Source organism: Bradyrhizobium sp. USDA 4506 (genome assembly GCF_054058795.1).
This window is the reverse complement of record NZ_JBSSBM010000002.1, coordinates 7,786,373-7,801,236: the sequence shown is the minus strand read 5'-3', so window position 1 is coordinate 7,801,236 and position 14,864 is coordinate 7,786,373. Positions and strand designations below refer to the sequence as shown.

General features: G+C 65.3%; 18 protein-coding genes. 10 read left to right on the top strand and 8 right to left on the bottom strand.

The genetic code is table 11. From position 1 onward, the window contains the following. Nucleotides 1-286 precede the first annotated feature (286 nt). Complete coding sequence (locus ACVIHF_RS38810) at nt 287-550, top strand: hypothetical protein (RefSeq protein WP_456793586.1); 264 nt, start codon at nt 287-289, stop codon at nt 548-550. 12 nt (nt 551-562) lie between these two features. Beyond that, nucleotides 563-1,111, top strand: a complete 549-nt coding sequence (locus ACVIHF_RS38805; RefSeq protein WP_456793585.1) for an invasion associated locus B family protein — start codon at nt 563-565, stop codon at nt 1,109-1,111. 117 nt (nt 1,112-1,228) lie between these two features. Here the strand turns inward: ACVIHF_RS38805 and ACVIHF_RS38800 are convergent, their stop codons facing one another. The 3 genes from ACVIHF_RS38800 to ACVIHF_RS38790 are packed head-to-tail and all read right to left on the bottom strand — an operon-like array spanning nt 1,229 to nt 2,785. Beyond that, a complete protein-coding gene (locus ACVIHF_RS38800) occupies nt 1,229-1,828 on the bottom strand; it encodes a redoxin domain-containing protein (protein ID WP_456793584.1) in 600 nt (199 codons plus the stop codon). 35 nt (nt 1,829-1,863) lie between these two features. Next, nucleotides 1,864-2,382, bottom strand: a complete 519-nt coding sequence (locus ACVIHF_RS38795; protein WP_456793583.1) for a DsrE family protein — start codon at nt 2,380-2,382, stop codon at nt 1,864-1,866. 10 nt (nt 2,383-2,392) lie between these two features. Next, on the bottom strand, nt 2,393-2,785 hold the full coding sequence (locus ACVIHF_RS38790) for a DoxX family protein (RefSeq protein WP_456793582.1): 393 nt from the start codon (nt 2,783-2,785) through the stop codon (nt 2,393-2,395). Between the two features lie 132 nt (nt 2,786-2,917). Here ACVIHF_RS38790 and ACVIHF_RS38785 point away from each other — a divergent pair, with 132 nt between their 5' ends. From ACVIHF_RS38785 to ACVIHF_RS38765, 5 genes are all read left to right on the top strand, one after another. After that, nucleotides 2,918-3,373: a winged helix-turn-helix transcriptional regulator gene (locus ACVIHF_RS38785; protein WP_253604759.1), complete on the top strand. Its 456-nt coding sequence runs from the start codon at nt 2,918-2,920 to the stop codon at nt 3,371-3,373. Nucleotides 3,374-3,644: 271 nt separating this feature from the next. Next, complete coding sequence (gene tldD / locus ACVIHF_RS38780) at nt 3,645-5,069, top strand: metalloprotease TldD (protein ID WP_456793581.1); 1,425 nt, start codon at nt 3,645-3,647, stop codon at nt 5,067-5,069. After that, nucleotides 5,069-5,839 (top strand): signal peptidase I, encoded by a 771-nt coding sequence (lepB, locus tag ACVIHF_RS38775; RefSeq protein ID WP_016847099.1) that lies wholly within the window; start codon nt 5,069-5,071, stop codon nt 5,837-5,839. Before tldD ends, lepB begins: the two co-directional genes overlap by 1 nt. Before the next feature lie 108 nt (nt 5,840-5,947). Further along, nucleotides 5,948-6,295, top strand: a complete 348-nt coding sequence (locus ACVIHF_RS38770; RefSeq protein ID WP_456793580.1) for an MmcQ/YjbR family DNA-binding protein — start codon at nt 5,948-5,950, stop codon at nt 6,293-6,295. Next, the gene (locus ACVIHF_RS38765; protein ID WP_456793579.1) at nt 6,292-6,858 is read left to right on the top strand and encodes a nucleotidyltransferase family protein; all 567 of its coding nucleotides are present in this window, start codon (nt 6,292-6,294) and stop codon (nt 6,856-6,858) included. Before ACVIHF_RS38770 ends, ACVIHF_RS38765 begins: the two co-directional genes overlap by 4 nt. Before the next feature lie 103 nt (nt 6,859-6,961). Here ACVIHF_RS38765 and ACVIHF_RS38760 read toward each other — a convergent pair whose 3' ends face one another. From ACVIHF_RS38760 to ACVIHF_RS38750, 3 genes are all read right to left on the bottom strand, one after another. Next, nucleotides 6,962-7,516, bottom strand: coding sequence for a PAN domain-containing protein (locus ACVIHF_RS38760; protein ID WP_456793578.1), 555 nt, complete (start codon nt 7,514-7,516; stop codon nt 6,962-6,964). Nucleotides 7,517-7,659: 143 nt separating this feature from the next. Continuing rightward, nucleotides 7,660-9,030 carry a glutamate--cysteine ligase gene (locus ACVIHF_RS38755; RefSeq protein WP_092088053.1) on the bottom strand — a complete coding sequence of 457 codons (1,371 nt, stop codon included), beginning with the start codon at nt 9,028-9,030 and terminating at the stop codon, nt 7,660-7,662. A gap of 93 nt (nt 9,031-9,123) precedes the next feature. Further along, entirely contained in the window at nt 9,124-9,648 is a 525-nt protein-coding gene (locus tag ACVIHF_RS38750; RefSeq protein ID WP_028338998.1) for a MarR family winged helix-turn-helix transcriptional regulator, read from the bottom strand. Nucleotides 9,649-9,778: 130 nt separating this feature from the next. Here ACVIHF_RS38750 and gstA point away from each other — a divergent pair, with 130 nt between their 5' ends. The 3 genes from gstA (at nt 9,779) to ACVIHF_RS38735 (ending at nt 11,068) form a co-directional block, all read left to right on the top strand. After that, a complete protein-coding gene (gene gstA, locus ACVIHF_RS38745; protein ID WP_057016067.1) occupies nt 9,779-10,396 on the top strand; it encodes a glutathione transferase GstA in 618 nt (205 codons plus the stop codon). Nucleotides 10,397-10,476: 80 nt separating this feature from the next. After that, nucleotides 10,477-10,599, top strand: a complete 123-nt coding sequence (locus ACVIHF_RS38740; RefSeq protein WP_456793577.1) for a hypothetical protein — start codon at nt 10,477-10,479, stop codon at nt 10,597-10,599. Nucleotides 10,600-10,681: 82 nt separating this feature from the next. After that, nucleotides 10,682-11,068 carry a hypothetical protein gene (locus tag ACVIHF_RS38735; protein WP_456793576.1) on the top strand — a complete coding sequence of 129 codons (387 nt, stop codon included), beginning with the start codon at nt 10,682-10,684 and terminating at the stop codon, nt 11,066-11,068. A gap of 305 nt (nt 11,069-11,373) precedes the next feature. Here ACVIHF_RS38735 and ACVIHF_RS38730 read toward each other — a convergent pair whose 3' ends face one another. Then, entirely contained in the window at nt 11,374-13,587 is a 2,214-nt protein-coding gene (locus ACVIHF_RS38730; RefSeq protein ID WP_456793575.1) for a 3-hydroxyacyl-CoA dehydrogenase NAD-binding domain-containing protein, read from the bottom strand. A gap of 19 nt (nt 13,588-13,606) precedes the next feature. Next, on the bottom strand, nt 13,607-14,815 hold the full coding sequence (locus tag ACVIHF_RS38725) for an acetyl-CoA C-acetyltransferase (protein WP_456793574.1): 1,209 nt from the start codon (nt 14,813-14,815) through the stop codon (nt 13,607-13,609). Nucleotides 14,816-14,864 lie beyond the last annotated feature (49 nt).

Sequence of the window (14,864 nt, the reverse complement as noted above, 5' to 3'; positions counted from 1 at the left end):
ATTCCCCAAAGCACCCCCGGCATGTGGCCGAAAATGCAGCACGATCCGCCCTGACAAACGGCCTTCCGGACATACCCGTCTCTGAGTCAAGGTGGGTACGGGAGCCAGATCGCTAGAACGCGTCGAAATCCAGCCTCTCAAACCATAATTCTCCGGCGCTCGCAATGCAGTAGTGGGGCCGAAAGCCATGCGCCTGCGATGAAGCTGCCGCTTGCGATTTTTCCCGCAAAATCAAGCGAAAGCCCTTGGACCAATTGTCCACCCTGCTTGACAGGGGGATTGCCGGATGTACCCACAGGTGGGTGCTCCACAGGAACCTGATTCGCTGCGGGTTGCCGCAATCCTGCGCGGGAATGGCTTCAAGATCGCCTTCAAGGCGCCGTCATTGCGGTATCAGTCGACGCCTGGGCATGATCCGGAAAAGTGGAGACCGGTTTTCCGAAAGATCATGCTCAAACAAGAAGATGAGATCATGATTCGCTTCCGGGAAGCGCATCATGGCGCGCGTGCTACCGGCGGCCGGACGGCCGGACCGACCGAACATCTATAAGGATCGACCCGGATGGGCGCTTCGAACATTCGTTTGACGATGGCCGGCCGGCTCGGCGGCCTTGCGATTCTGGCCCTCTGCCTCGGCTTTTCTCTTGGCGTTTCTTTTGGCCTGACCCAGCCGGCGAACGCGCAAGGCGCGGTGCGTTCGGTTCATGGCGACTGGCAGATCCGCTGCGACACCCCGCCCGGCGCCCAGGCCGAGCAATGCGCGCTGATCCAGAGCGTGGTAGCAGAAGACCGCTCCAATGCCGGCCTGACCGTGATCGTGCTGAAGACCGCCGACCAGAAGAGCCGCCTGATGCGCGTGGTCGCCCCGCTCGGCGTGCTGCTGCCCTCCGGCCTCGGCCTGAAACTCGACAATCAAGACGTCGGCCGCGCCGGTTTTGTCAGATGCCTGCCCAATGGCTGCGTCGCCGAGGTCGTGATGGACGACAAGCTGCTCGGCCAGCTCAAGAACGCCAAGACCGCGACCTTCATCATCTTCGAGACCCCGGAAGAAGGTATCGGCTTTCCGCTCAGCCTGAATGGCCTGGCGGAGGGGTATGACAAATTGCCCTAGGGCGCCGAGCGGCACAGGAAAGCGTAGCCCGCATGGAGCGCAGCGCAATCCGGGGCCGCTCTCATCGCGGATTGACCAGTCCCGGATTTCGCTGCGCTTCATCCGGACTACGCCATCTCAGCGGACGCCCGCATAGTAGTCGAACAACGCGCTCGCCTCCGCGGACAGCCAGTCCGCCTCTCCCGTCATGTAGCCTTCGACTTGTCCAGTGATGCCGATCAAAAATGAGATCGGCATGCCGTACAGCGCGAACGGCGTGTCGACCTCGGCGGCGTCGACGCGCGAGACGAAACCGCCCGGATCGAAGCCGACCGCGAGGTGGCGCAGCTTGAGCTGCTTGACGTAGGGCGCGACAGGGGCGCGGTTGCGATCGGTGCTGACAGCGACGACCACAAGATCGCTGCGGCCGCTGGCGGCGAGGCGGTCCAGCATAGGCAGCTCGGTCCGGCACGCCGCGCACCAGGTGGCCCAGAAGTTGACCAGCACCATCCTGCCTTTGAACGCGGTGAGATCGAGCGCGCCGCCGGCGAGCGCCGGGATCGCGACCGGCGGCACCGGGCGGGCACCTTCGACCTGCGTGAACTGGTGCCTGACGGTGCCGAATTGCGGCGGTCCCGACGCTGCGCGCACGCTTGCTACCGGCGTCACGAGCGACACGCCGGCGCCAATCATGCTGGCAACGACAGCGCGGCGCGTCGGTGCGTGAGCTGACGTCATGACAAATTCTCCGCTTGGCTTGATGGCCACATCGCTCACGACCGGATGTAGGACCAGCCGGCTTCCTGCAATTCGATGATGCGCCCGGGACCGTTCGGCACCAGGTCGACATGATCGAGCAGCACCAGCGGATGCCCCTCGGCCCGCTCCATGCCGAGCTTGGTGGCTTCGCAGACAACCAAGCGGATGTCGGGCGTGAGCCCCCGCACCACCCGCAGCAGATCCTTCACCGGCGAGGTATCGGCGCGCAGCATGTGGACGCCGGCATTGTAGGCGACGACCTCGATCTCGAACGGCTCGCTGCGCTCCCGATAATATTTCGGGAGGTTGAGCGCGGTCGAGATCAGCGCCCGCATGGTGGTCGGATCGTCGCTGTTGATCGGCAACACAAGGTGGTGCACGCGCGGCTCCGGCTTGCTGGACTCAGGTTTCTTGGGCTCGGGTTTCGAGACCGCCGCGACCGAACCGGTGAGCAGCATTGTCGCGGCGAACGGCACCGCGAAGGCCAGCACCAGCCCGGTCACGACCATCAGCTTGCGGAGAGAGACGCGCATCGCGCTCGCCTCACGGCGCGCTCGCGAGCAGGGCGAACTGGCTGCGCTTGGCGTAGGCGACGATCACACTCAATGTCAGCAGCACGAGGGCGGGCACCGGCGAGCCGCCGATCACGAAAAGATGGCTGATGGTGGCGCCGACCATGATGCAGCTCAGCAGCACGCCGCCGAACGCCGCGACCGGGGGCAGCAGGATCAGGATCGCGCCGAGCAGCTCCAGCGATCCGGTGAAATAGCGGAACCACTGACCGAGCCCGATATGCGCGAATTCCTCGACCAGCATCGGCACGCCGTAAAGCTTGGCCGCGCCCGCGGCGGCAAAGGCCAAAGCGAGCAGTCCCCTGACGACCCAGAGGCTGACGGATTTCCAGCGCGACGGCGCCGCGGCAACTGCAACTGACATTGATGACTCCCGAGTTGTTCGTAAGGCCGGACCGCGGCCACCCGACCGATCGGCGGCTGGTCCGCGGCTTTCGGTGGTCTAAATTCGGGAGTAAGATGAAAAGAACAAGTAGGATGCTTTTTGTGAGGTAGTATGAAAAAACTGACTATTGAGCCTGCCGAGCCTCCGGCGGCGTCCGAGCCGTGCAACGGCGACCTGTCGGCGCAATTTCATCGCGCGCTGTCGGTGCTGGCCGGAAAATGGAAGGGCGACATCCTCTGGCAACTGGTCGAGCGCAAGCGGCGGTTCGGCGAGCTGCGCCAGTCGATCCCCGGCGTGACCCAGCATATGCTGACCACGCAGCTGCGCGATCTCGAGGCCAACGGCCTCGTCAAGCGCACGGTCTATCCCGAGGTGCCGCCCCGGGTTGAGTACGAGATGACGCCGTCCGCCAAGGCGCTCAAGCCGGTGTTCGATGAACTGTACCGCTGGGCACAGGAGCATGGCTTTCCGACCTCGGCGCAGGGCACCGCACAGCCGAAGCCGCAATCGGGCGATGCAGCCGAGCGCGAAAGCCCGCCGCGGAAGGCGGATCGGCGCTCAAGGTGATGACGACAAGGTGAGGAGCCCGACGGGGCACTGTGATCGACCTCATAGCCGCAGGCACTCCCGGTTTGCCACCCCAACCACTATCTTTGGTGATCGCCGTCCGGGCCTGAACCGGGACCGGTACAGGTTTCCGGGTTGTAAGATGAGTTTTCCGCTCGTCTCTGCTTCAATCCCCCGAAATCCCTGCTGCGGGTTCCCCACTGGCAATCAGTAGCGCTTCAGGCAAGGATGGCGAGGAATCGCCAAGCAATCGCATTGCGTCGGAGTGACCATGACCAATCCCGCCACGACCTCCCTGCTCGACCGCGCCAATCTGGACCGCGATGCCGTCCGCCGCGAGGTGTCCCGCGGCCTTGAAGGCGCCGACGACGGCGAGCTGTTCCTGGAGTTCGGGCAGACCGAGGCGCTGGTGTTCGACAACGGAAGGCTGAAGCAGGCGACCTATGACACCTCCCAGGGCTTCGGCCTGCGCGCGGTCAAGGACGACGCGGTCGGCTATGCGCATTCCTCCGACGTCTCGATCCCGGCGCTGATCCGCGCCGCGGATGCGGTCGCGGCCGTGCGCGGCGGCTATGCCGGCACTTTCGCCGCGGCGCCCGCCCACACCAACATCAAGCTCTATGGCGACGAGAACCCGCTGGACGGCCCGGCGTTCGAGGCCAAGGTCAAGCTGCTCGGCGAGATCGACGCCTATGTCAGGGACAAGGACCCGCGGGTGCGTCAGGTCTCGGCCAGCCTCACCGCGACCTGGCAGGTGGTCGAGATCCTGCGGCCCGACGGCGAGAGCTATCGCGACATCCGCCCGCTGGTGCGCGTCAACATCTCCGTCGTCGCCGGCCAGGGCGACCGCCAGGAGAGCGGCAGCAAGGGCTATGGCGGCCGCGAGGGCTATGCCCGCTTCATCGAGACCAAGGCCTGGCGCGACGCCGCCGACGGCGCGCTGCGCGAGGCGCTGGTCAATCTCGAATCGGTGCCGGCGCCCGCCGGCGAGATGGACGTGGTGCTCGGCGCCGGCTGGCCCGGCGTGATGCTGCATGAGGCCGTCGGCCACGGGCTCGAGGGCGACTTCAACCGCAAGCAGACCTCCGCCTTTGCCGGCCTGATGGGCCAGCAGGTCGCCGCCAAGGGCGTCACCGTGGTCGACGACGGCACCATGGCCTCGCGCCGCGGCTCGCTCTCGATCGACGACGAGGGCACGCCAACCAACCGCACCGTGCTGATCGAGGACGGCATTCTGGTCGGCTACATGCAGGACCGCCAGAACGCCCGGCTGATGGGCATGACGCCGACCGGCAACGGTCGTCGGCAGAGCTATGCCCATGTGCCGATGCCGCGCATGACCAACACCTACATGCTGTCGGGCGACCGCGACCCGGCCGAGATCATCGCCTCGGTGAGGAACGGCATGTACGCCGCCAATTTCGGCGGCGGCCAGGTCGACATCACCTCGGGCAAGTACGTGTTCCAGTGCACCGAGGCCTACAAGATCGAGAACGGCAAGCTCGGCGCGCCGCTGAAGGGCGCCATGCTGATCGGCAACGGACCGACCGATCTCCACAGGATCACCATGATCGGCAACGATCTTGCGCTGGATACGGGAATCGGCACCTGCGGCAAGAACGGCCAGGGCGTGCCGGTCGGCGTCGGCCAACCGACGCTCAGGATGGAACGGATTACGGTCGGAGGAACGGGCTAGTGAGCAGCGGAAACGAAGTCGTGACGGCCAAGCCGACCAGCTGGCGCGGGCAGGCCGTGCAACTGGCCGCGATCGTGGCCGTCGTGTTCCTCGCCAAGGGCGCGATCGCCGAGCCGTTCTACGTGCCGTCGGGATCGATGGAGCCGACGCTGCTGATCGGCGACGCGCTGGTCGCCTCGAAATATCCCTATGGCTACGGCGCGGCTTCGCTGCCGATCCAGATCACGCTGCCGGAAACCGGCCGCGTGTTCGGCGAGACGCCGAAGCGCGGCGACGTTGTCGTGTTCCGCTGGCCGGGCGACCGCTCGCAGGCCTGGGTCAAGCGCGTGGTCGGGCTGCCCGGCGACCGCATCCAGATGCGGCAGGGTCAGCTCTTCATCAACGATCATGCGGCGACGCTGAAACCCGACGGCACCGGCTTCGCCGAAGACGATCGCGGCGGCGGCGAGGAGGCGTATCGCTACATCGAGACGCTGCCGAACGGCGTCAACCACGCGATCTTCAAGATTCGCGACAACGGCCGGCTCGACAACACCCAAGAGGTGACGGTGCCGCCGGGCAAACTGTTCGTGCTCGGCGACAATCGGGACAATTCCGCCGATAGCCGCGTGCCGGTGCGCGACGGCGGCGTCGGCCTCTTGCCGATCGACAATCTGATCGGCCGCGCCGACGCCGTGGTCGGCTCCTGGGACCTCGGCATCCGCAGCCAGCCGGTCTGGACCTGGCTCTCAGGCTTCCGCCTCGCGCGCTTCTTCACCTCGGTGCAGTAGACGCGTAGCCCGGATGGAGCGCAGCGCAATCCGGGATCTCCCACTCTGCAAGATGTCCCGGATTTCGCTTCGCTCCATCCGGGCTACATTCCTTGCGGGATGATAGTCGTGACCTTCGACGACATCAGGCACATCGCGCTGGCATGGCCGGAGGTCGAGGACGGCTCTTCCTACGGCACGCCGGCGCTGAAGGTGCGCAACAGGATGCTGGTGCGGCTCAAGGAGGACGGCGACAGCCTGGTGATGCCGGGCGTCCCGCCGGAGGAGCGCGACATGCTGGTCGAGCATCAGCCCAAGGTGTTCTACGTCACCGATCACTACCGCGACTACCCGATGGTCCTGATCCGCCTGTCGAAGGTCAAACGCGCCACCGTCGAGCCCTTGCTGCGCCGGCACTGGCGCACGCTGGCATCGAAGAAGGCGGTCCGCGACCACGACGCGACCGCCTGGTCGTGACGCAAGACGAATTCCTCGCTGCGGCGCTGCGCAACCCGGCCAATCAAGCCATCACCGACGAGCTGCACCGCCTCGGCCTGCCCGATGCGTGGCTGGTCGCCGGCTGCCTGGTGCAGACCGTCTGGAACGTGCTGACCAGCCGGCCGCTCGATCATGGCATCAGCGACCACGACATCTTCTATTTCGATCCCGATACGTCGTGGGAGGCCGAGGACGCGGTGATCCGCGAGCTCAAGGCACGGCTTGGCCATCTCGGTGTCGCGATCGAGGTGCGCAACCAGGCCCGCGTCCATCTCTGGTATCCCGACAAGCACGGCCTGCCCTACCCGGCGCTGTCGCGTTCGACCGACGGCATCGATCGCTTCCTCACCGAAAACACGCAGATCGGCATCCGCCGCACCACGCGCGGCTACGACGTCTATGCGCCGAACGGTTTCGATGATGTCGTCGGCATGATCGTGCGGCCGAACCGAACCGCGAACTTTTCGCCGGCGAACTATGCGACGAAGGCGGCGCGCTGGAAGGCGCTCTGGCCCGAGATCACGGTGCTGGCGGCGGAGTAGCCCGTCGTCGCGTAGCCCGGATGAAGCGCAGCGAAATCCGGGGCAGGCCCATCCACGGTGAGCGCGGTCCCGGATTGCGCTTCGCTCCATCCGGGCTACAGAATCAACGCACCACGCCCGACGTGAACCCCGCCTTGCGGCGCGGCGGCTTGATCTCTTTCTTCAGGAAGCAATGCGCGTCGCGGCCGGCATAGCCGGGCCGGGCGTAGGTCCAGGCGCGGCACTTGTTGTCGGCGGTACAGGCGGCCTGGCAGGCCTCGTCGCCGTCGCTGCTCTTCAGCTCGAAATTCTTGTAGTCGCCGCCGAGGCGGTCGATCGAGGTTTCGATAGCGCCGTTGCGCGGTTCGACCACACCCGCGCCGCGCACCCCGGAGACGCAGCAGACGTTCTGCACCCGTGGCGGCACGGTGCTCTTCAGCCAGCACACCGCGCCGTTGTTGGCGTCGGTCGGATAGTTGAAGCTCCAGGCGCGGCAGCGGCGGTCACGCTCGCAGGTCAGCGCGCAATCGGCCGGATCGCCCGTCGTCACCGGCGCGTTGAGATAGTCGCCGCCGGGGCGGTCGAAATTGGTCTGCGCCAATGCCGGGCGCGCGACGACCGCGGCCGCAAGGACCGCAAACATCACCACACACGCCCTAAAGAGGCGGCCTATCCCCATGAGATTGCTTTCAAATTCGCGCAGCCCCGCGCGTTTCGCGGGGCGTCATTTGAACGCCATGAACCTGTACGGCTGATGAACGGCGGCTGCGACACCACCGCCGTCCGCGCGCGCCTCACGCCCGGATTGGGGCCGAGCGGGGATTAGAAGGCGTATTCCTGGTAGGCCGGTTCCACCGAGCCCTTCCAGGGGCCGTTGAACTTCTCCAGCATCTCCTCCGCCGGCGAGCGGCCGGCCTCGATGATACGCTCGAGCGGTTCGAGGAAGCGGCTCTCGTCGCGTCCGAGATGATCGATCCGGCCGCGCCGCCGCAATCCGGCATGCGACAGGATCAGGCACTCCTTGGCGATCTCGAACAGATAGCGGTCCTTGATCCGCGACTTGAAGCCGAAACGCGGCACGTCGTCACGCAGCGCTTGCCGCTCCGGCGCGGTCCAGTGGCGGACGATGTCCCAGGCGGCATCGAGGCTGTCATTGTCGTAGAGCAGCCCGACCCAGAACGCCGGCAGCGCCGGCAGCCGGCCCCACGGCACGCCGTCGGCGCCGCGCATTTCGAGGTAACGCTTCAACCGCACCTCGGGGAAGATGGTCGAGAGGTGATTGGCCCAGTCCGACAAGGTCGGGCGCTCGCCCGGGAAGGCGGCGTTCTTGCCGGCGAAGAAATCCCGGAACGAGGAGCCGGAGACGTCGATATATTCCTCGCCGCGCTTGACGAAATACATCGGAACGTCGAGCGCGTAATCGACATAGCGCTCGAATCCCATGCCGTCCTCGAACGCGAACGGCACCATGCCGCTGCGCGCATTGTCGGTGTCGCGCCAGATCTCGGAACGGAACGACAGGAAGCCGTTGGGCTTGCCTTCGGTGAACGGCGAGTTGGCGAACAAGGCGGTCGCGATCGGCTGCAACGCCAGCGATACCCGCAGCTTCTTCACCATGTCGGCTTCGGAGGAAAAGTCGAGATTGGTCTGCACAGTGCAGGTCCGGAACATCATGTCGAGGCCGTATTTGCCGACCTTCGGCATGTAGTTTCGCATGATCTTGTAACGCCCCTTGGGCATCACGGGAATCTGCGCGCGCGACCAGGACGGCGTCATGCCGAGGCCGAGGAAGCCGATGCCGAGCGGGGTTGCGATCTCCCGCACCTGCGCCAGATGCGCCATCAATTCCGACTGCGTCTGATGCACGGTTTCGACCGGCGCGCCCGACAATTCGAACTGCCCGCCCGGCTCGAGCGAAATCGCGCCACCGCCGGTGACGTCATAGAGGCCGATGATGTTGCCGCGCTCCATGATCGGCTCCCAGCCGAGCAGGAGCTTCATACCCTCGAGCAGCGCGCCGATGCCCTTGGCGCCCTCATAGGGCACGGGCTGATGGCCCTCGAGCGTGAACGGAGTCTTCTCGTGCTCGGTGCCGATCCGGAATTCGGACTCAGGCTTCACGCCGGCTTCAAGCCACGCCACGAGTTCGTCGCGCGACTGCAGCGGCGTCATGTCGATCTGGTCACGCGCCATAGATAATCCAACTCAAGGGCGCTTCGATCGAAGGCGCGCGGTGGCAGGGACATCCGCAAGCCACAACGGCTGCGGATGATGGAATCAGCAATATCATCGGGCAGGCACGCCGTCTCGCGCAGGCGCAGCCTTGCTGTCAGCCTTGGTCTCGTTCTTGACGTCGCCTTTGGCGTCGCCGCAGGCGCAGCCGAGCCGGTCGAGCAGGCCGCACAGCCTGGTCGCGTCGGCGTCGGACAATTTGGAGCCGACATGCTTGTCGATCGCGGCGGAATAGGCGTTCCACATCTTCTTCTGCAGCTCGCGCCCGGCCTCGGTGATCTCGACGAACTGGCCGCGCTTGTCGATCTTGCATTCGCGCCGGGCGGCGAGCCCCTCGTCGACCAGCTTGTCGATTAGCCGCGAGGTCGAATATTGCGGGATCAGCATCTGGCGCTCGAGCTCGACCGGGCGCAGCTCGCCCGACGGCGCGCGGGACAGCTCGAGCAAGGCGTCATACCAGGCGAGCGGCGGAAAACCGGCCTTCTTCAAATCCTGCTCGACGCAGTCCAGCACCCGGCTCGGCACCCGCATCAGGCGGATCCAGGCGGCCGTCGCCTCGCTCGATAGCTTGCGTTTCATGGTCTAGCTCATAGGGTCCCGGCACCGACTGTACCGCACTGAATGCATCTGCATCAATCTTGACTATTTCATGCAGGCGCATGTAGGCAATCCCTCTCCGGACGCCAAGAACAAGGGAAGGAATACCCCTATGAAGCTTTATTACACCCCCGGTGCCTGCTCCCTCTCCCCCCATATCGCCCTGCTCGAGGCCGGGCTGCCCTACGACCTGGTCAAGGTCGATCTGCGCGCCAAGAAGCTCGAAAACGGCGACGATTTCCTCCAGGTGAACCCCAAGGGCCAGGTGCCGGCGCTGGCGCTGGATACCGGCGAGATGGTCACCGAGGGGCCGATCATCATCCAGATGATCGCCGACAAGGCCGCCGACAAGAAGCTGGCGCCGGCGAGGGACTCCAACGAGCGCTACAAGCTGCTCGAATGGCTGAACTACACCACGACCGAGCTGCACAAGAATCTCGGCCCGATGTTCTCGCCCGTGCTCGCCGACGACGCCAAGGCCTTCTTCAAGGACCGCGCCATGGGCAAGTTCAAATATGTCGAGAGCCAGCTCGCCGGACGCGACTATTTGATGGGCAACCAGTTCACGGTCGCCGACGGCTACCTCTTCACCATGATCATGTGGGCGCAGGACCGGCTCGGCTTCGACTTCTCCGGCCTGCCGAACGTGACGGCCTACAAGGCCCGCGTGGCGGCGCGCCCGAAGGTGCAGGAGGCGCTGAAGAAGGAAGGCCTGCTCAAGGCGGCCTGAACTCGCGCCGAACAAGGCCGGCCTCGTGGCACCACGCGGCCGGCCCCTTGCCGATAATTTTCGACAGGAAGAAGCCGGCCATGACCCATCTGCTGCCGGGCATGCCGGTCGAGGTGTTTGTTCCGACCACCGAGCGGACGGTGCTCTCCTGTCTGATGAAGCCGCTGGCCGACCAGGTCCACCGCGCCTTCAGGGAGAAATGAACGGTGCAAACCTTCAGGACGTGCTGGAACAAAATCAATTTAATCGGCATTCTACCGATTAAGACTACTTTCGGCTGAGGGCGTGGCCGTCCTTGTTCGAGCGATCCAACTGACTGACTATGACCTGCGGTGCGCCCTCCGCTCCAACTGGTCTAAAAATGTGACGATCGCCTTTACCCTTTTATTGACCAGCACCCTGGTTGGGCTGGCAACCAGTTTGTACTTTCGGGTTTGGACATTGATGCTGGAGTCGCCGCTGGTCGCGGTGCTCGCGGCGATCGTGCTCCAATCCGACGGCTTTTCCTTTGCCACCGGCGCTCCGATCGTCGTCGCCTGTCTCGCTTTCAACCAGTTCGCCTATCTCGCCGGCGCCTTGCTCGCGCCGGAGACTGACGGCTCAATGGCGGAAGAAATTGACGGCCTGCCAGACCGTGGCGGCGAGCACAATATCCGCGGCCAGAACGAGTAGCGCGAGGCCGGCCCATGACGGGCCCTTGCCCCGCAGACGCAGCGGCTTCCGCCACCGCGACGACCGCAGGGAAGACAAGGAATCCTTCGCCGCGATCTCCGCGGCACCTTCCTTGAACGCAGAACTCATCGCACGACACCCTCACGCTGATCGTCGCCCCGGCGATCGACGAGCAAGAGTGATGCCAGCAGCGTGGTGCCATTGGGGAACGAGCGTGGCGGGACTTTGACGCGCATGACCGTCGCGCAACAGGATCAAGTCGGATCGATGACCGACTTGATCCTGCGCGAGTTCGCCTCAGAAGTTTACGCCGCCTGCTTCTTCGGCGGGAAGCGGCCGTAGAAGGTTTCGCCCTTGGCGGCCATCTCCTCGAGCAGCTTCGGCGGCGTGAAGCGCGAGCCGTACTTCTTCTCGAAGTCGTGGCAGAGCGCGACGAAGTTCCTGGTGCCCATGAAGTCGATGTAGGAAAGCGCACCGCCGGTGAACGGCGCGAAGCCGAAGCCGAGGATCGAGCCGACATCGGCCTCGCGCACGTCGGTGATGACGTGATCCTCGACGGTGCGCGCGGCTTCCACCGCCTGCACCACCAGGAAGCGCTGCTTCAATTCCTCGACGCTGAGCGTGTCGGGATCGAGCTGCTTGGGCTGCAGATTGGCGAGCCCCGGCCACAGGCTCTTCTGGCCCTTGCCCTTCTCGGGATAGTCGTAGAAGCCCTTGCCGTTCTTGCGGCCGAAGCGGCCCTGCTTCTCGACCATCTCGACCATCAGCTTCTTCTGCGCCTGGTCGATCGCGTTGGGGCCGAGATCGGCCTCGGTCGCCTTGGTGATCTTCAGGCCGAGATCGAGCGCGACCTCGTCCTGCAGCGACAGCGGCCCGACCGGCATGCCGGCCATCTTGGCGGTGTTCTCGATCATCGCCGGCGGCACGCCTTCGAGCAGCATCTCGTTGCCCTCGGAGATGTAACGCATCACGCAACGGTTGGCGAAGAAGCCACGGGAGTCGTTCACCACGATGGGCGTCTTGCCGATCGCGCGGACATAGTCGAGTGCGGTCGCCAGCGCGACGTCGCCGGTGTTCTTGCCGAGGATGATCTCGACCAGCATCATCTTCTCGACCGGCGAGAAGAAGTGGATGCCGATGAACTTGCCCTGGTCCTTGAACTCCTCGGCCAGCGAATTGATCGGCAGGGTCGAGGTGTTGGAGGCGAAGATCGCGCCCGGCTTCAGCAGCGGCTGCGCCTTGGCATAGGTATCCGCCTTGACCTTGCGATCCTCGAACACCGCCTCGATGACGAGGTCGCAGTCCGAGATCACGTTGTAGTCTGATGTGGCCGAGATCCGCGCCAGGATGGCATCGGCCGCGTCCTGCTTCATCCGTCCCTTGGCGATCAGGCCGTCGACCACGGTCTTGGCGTGACCCTTGCCCTTGTCGGCGCTTTCCTGGTCGCGATCGACCAGCACGACGTCGATGCCGGCCTGCGCCGAGACATAGCCGACACTGGCGCCCATGAAGCCGGCGCCGATCACGGCGAGCTTCTTGACCTTGGTCGGCGGCACGCCCGCCGGGCGGCGGGCGCCCTTGTTCAGTTCCTGCATCGACAGGAACAGCGAGCGGATCATCGCCGCCGCTTCCTTCGAGCGCAGCACCTTGGTGAAGTAGCGCGACTCGACCCGCAGCGCGGCGTCGATCGGAAGCTGCAGGCCCTCATAGACGCAGCTCATGATGGCGCGTGCGGCCGGATAATTGTCGTAGGTCTCGCGGCGATAGATCGCGTTGCCGGCCGGGAACATCTGCATGCCCATCTTGGAGAAGACGGGGCCGCCGGGCAGCTTGAAGCCCTTCTCGTCCCACGGCGCGACCGCCTTGCCGCCGCCCTTGATCCAGTCCTTCGCGGCCTTGATCAGGTCGGCCGCCGGCACCACCGCGTGAATGAGGTTGAGTGCCTTGGCGCGGGTGAGATTGACCGCCTCGCCCTTGAGCAGCAATTGCATCGCGTCCGCCGGCTGCACAAGACGCGGCACGCGCTGGGTGCCGCCGGCGCCGGGGAACAGGCCGACCTTGATCTCGGGCAGGCCGAGCCGGGTCTTCGGGTTCTCGGCCGCGACGCGGTAGTGGCAGGCCAGCGTGATCTCGAAGCCACCGCCGAGCGCAAGCCCGTTGATCGCGGCGACCCACGGCTTGCCCGAGGTCTCGATCGCGCGGAACGACTGCGACATCTGGCGGCTCTGCTCGAACAGCATCTGGTTCGCGGCTTCCTCGCCCTTCTCCTTGAAGAGCTGCGCGTAAGAGCGGTTCATGCCCTCGAGCATCGAGAGGTCGGCGCCGGCGCAGAACGCCTCCTTGGCCGAGGTGATCACGACGCCCTTGATCGCGGCATCGCCGGTCGTCTGCTTGATGATCTCGCCGATCTCCTGGGTCGAGATCTCGTCGAACACGTTCATCGAACGATCAGGGATGTCCCAGGTGACGAGCGCAATGCCGTCGGCGTCGACGTCGAACTTGAAATTCTTGTAAGCCATGTTGCTCGCTCCCCTCGCCTCAGACGCGCTCGATGATGGTGGCGGTGCCCATGCCGCCGCCGATGCACAGCGTCACCAGCGCGGTTTCCTTGTTGGTGCGCTCGAGCTCGTCGAGCACGGTGCCGAGGATCATCGCGCCGGTCGCCCCTAACGGATGGCCGAGCGCGATCGCGCCGCCATTGACGTTGACCTTGGCGTTGTCGATGTCGAACGCCTGGATGTAGCGCAGCACCACCGAGGCGAAGGCCTCGTTGAGCTCGAACAGGTCGATGTCCGACTTCTTCATGCCGGAGCGCTCGAACAGCTTTTCGGTGACGTCGACCGGGCCGGTCAGCATCATCGCGGGCTCCGAGCCGATATTGGCGAATGCGCGGATCTTCGCCCGCGGCTTCAACCCGTGCTTGGCGCCCGCCTCCTTGCTGCCGAGCAGCACGGCGCCGGCGCCGTCGACGATGCCGGAGGAATTACCGGCGTGATGCACGTAATTGACCTTCTCGACCTCGGGATGCGACTGGATCGCCACCGCGTCGAAGCCGGCCATCGCCGCCATCGCCGCGAAGGACGGCTGCAGCTGCGCCAGCGACTGCATCGTCGTGGTCGGGCGCATGTGCTCGTCCTTGGCGAGGATGGTCAGGCCGTTGACGTCCTTGACCGGCACCACCGACTTGCCGAAGCGGCCCTCGTCCCAGGCCTTGGCCGCGCGCTGCTGGCTCTGCACCGCGTAAGCGTCGACGTCGTCGCGCGAGAAACCGTATTTGGTCGCGATCAGATCGGCCGAGATGCCCTGCGGCATGAAATAGGCCGGCACCGCCATCGAGGGATCCATCGGCCAGGCGCCGCCGGAGGCGCCGATGCCGACGCGGCTCATCGATTCCGCGCCGCCACCGATCACGAGCTCATGCTGGCCGCTCATGATCTGGGCTGCGGCGAAGTTCACGGCATCGAGGCCGGAGGCGCAGAAGCGGCTGATCTGCACGCCCGGCACCTTCTCGCCGAGGCCGGCGTTCAGCGCCGCGAAACGGGCGATGTCCGAGCCGGCCTCGCCGACCGGGTCGACCACGCCGAGCACGACGTCGTCGACGGAGTCCTCGGGAAGACTGTTGCGCTCCTTGAGCGACTTCAGCGGCACCGTGGCGAGCGCCAGCGCGGTGACCTCGTGCAGCGCGCCGTCGGCCTTGCCGCGGCCGCGCGGGGTACGAACGTGATCGTAGATGTATGCCTCAGGCATGACGCCCTCCTTGATATGAGGATCATAATATATACGGAAGGACACGCCG

Coding starts and splice junctions, on each gene's coding strand:
- ACVIHF_RS38810 (WP_456793586.1), top strand. CDS start 287: ATGTACCCACAGGTGGGTGCTCCACAGGAACCTGATTCGCTGCGGGTT.
- ACVIHF_RS38805 (WP_456793585.1), top strand. CDS start 563: ATGGGCGCTTCGAACATTCGTTTGACGATGGCCGGCCGGCTCGGCGGC.
- ACVIHF_RS38800 (WP_456793584.1), bottom strand. CDS start 1,828: ATGACGTCAGCTCACGCACCGACGCGCCGCGCTGTCGTTGCCAGCATG.
- ACVIHF_RS38795 (WP_456793583.1), bottom strand. CDS start 2,382: ATGCGCGTCTCTCTCCGCAAGCTGATGGTCGTGACCGGGCTGGTGCTG.
- ACVIHF_RS38790 (WP_456793582.1), bottom strand. CDS start 2,785: ATGTCAGTTGCAGTTGCCGCGGCGCCGTCGCGCTGGAAATCCGTCAGC.
- ACVIHF_RS38785 (WP_253604759.1), top strand. CDS start 2,918: ATGAAAAAACTGACTATTGAGCCTGCCGAGCCTCCGGCGGCGTCCGAG.
- tldD (WP_456793581.1), top strand. CDS start 3,645: ATGACCAATCCCGCCACGACCTCCCTGCTCGACCGCGCCAATCTGGAC.
- ACVIHF_RS38760 (WP_456793578.1), bottom strand. CDS start 7,516: ATGGGGATAGGCCGCCTCTTTAGGGCGTGTGTGGTGATGTTTGCGGTC.
- ACVIHF_RS38755 (WP_092088053.1), bottom strand. CDS start 9,030: ATGGCGCGTGACCAGATCGACATGACGCCGCTGCAGTCGCGCGACGAA.
- ACVIHF_RS38750 (WP_028338998.1), bottom strand. CDS start 9,648: ATGAAACGCAAGCTATCGAGCGAGGCGACGGCCGCCTGGATCCGCCTG.
- gstA (WP_057016067.1), top strand. CDS start 9,779: ATGAAGCTTTATTACACCCCCGGTGCCTGCTCCCTCTCCCCCCATATC.
- ACVIHF_RS38740 (WP_456793577.1), top strand. CDS start 10,477: ATGACCCATCTGCTGCCGGGCATGCCGGTCGAGGTGTTTGTTCCGACC.
- ACVIHF_RS38730 (WP_456793575.1), bottom strand. CDS start 13,587: ATGGCTTACAAGAATTTCAAGTTCGACGTCGACGCCGACGGCATTGCG.
- ACVIHF_RS38725 (WP_456793574.1), bottom strand. CDS start 14,815: ATGCCTGAGGCATACATCTACGATCACGTTCGTACCCCGCGCGGCCGC.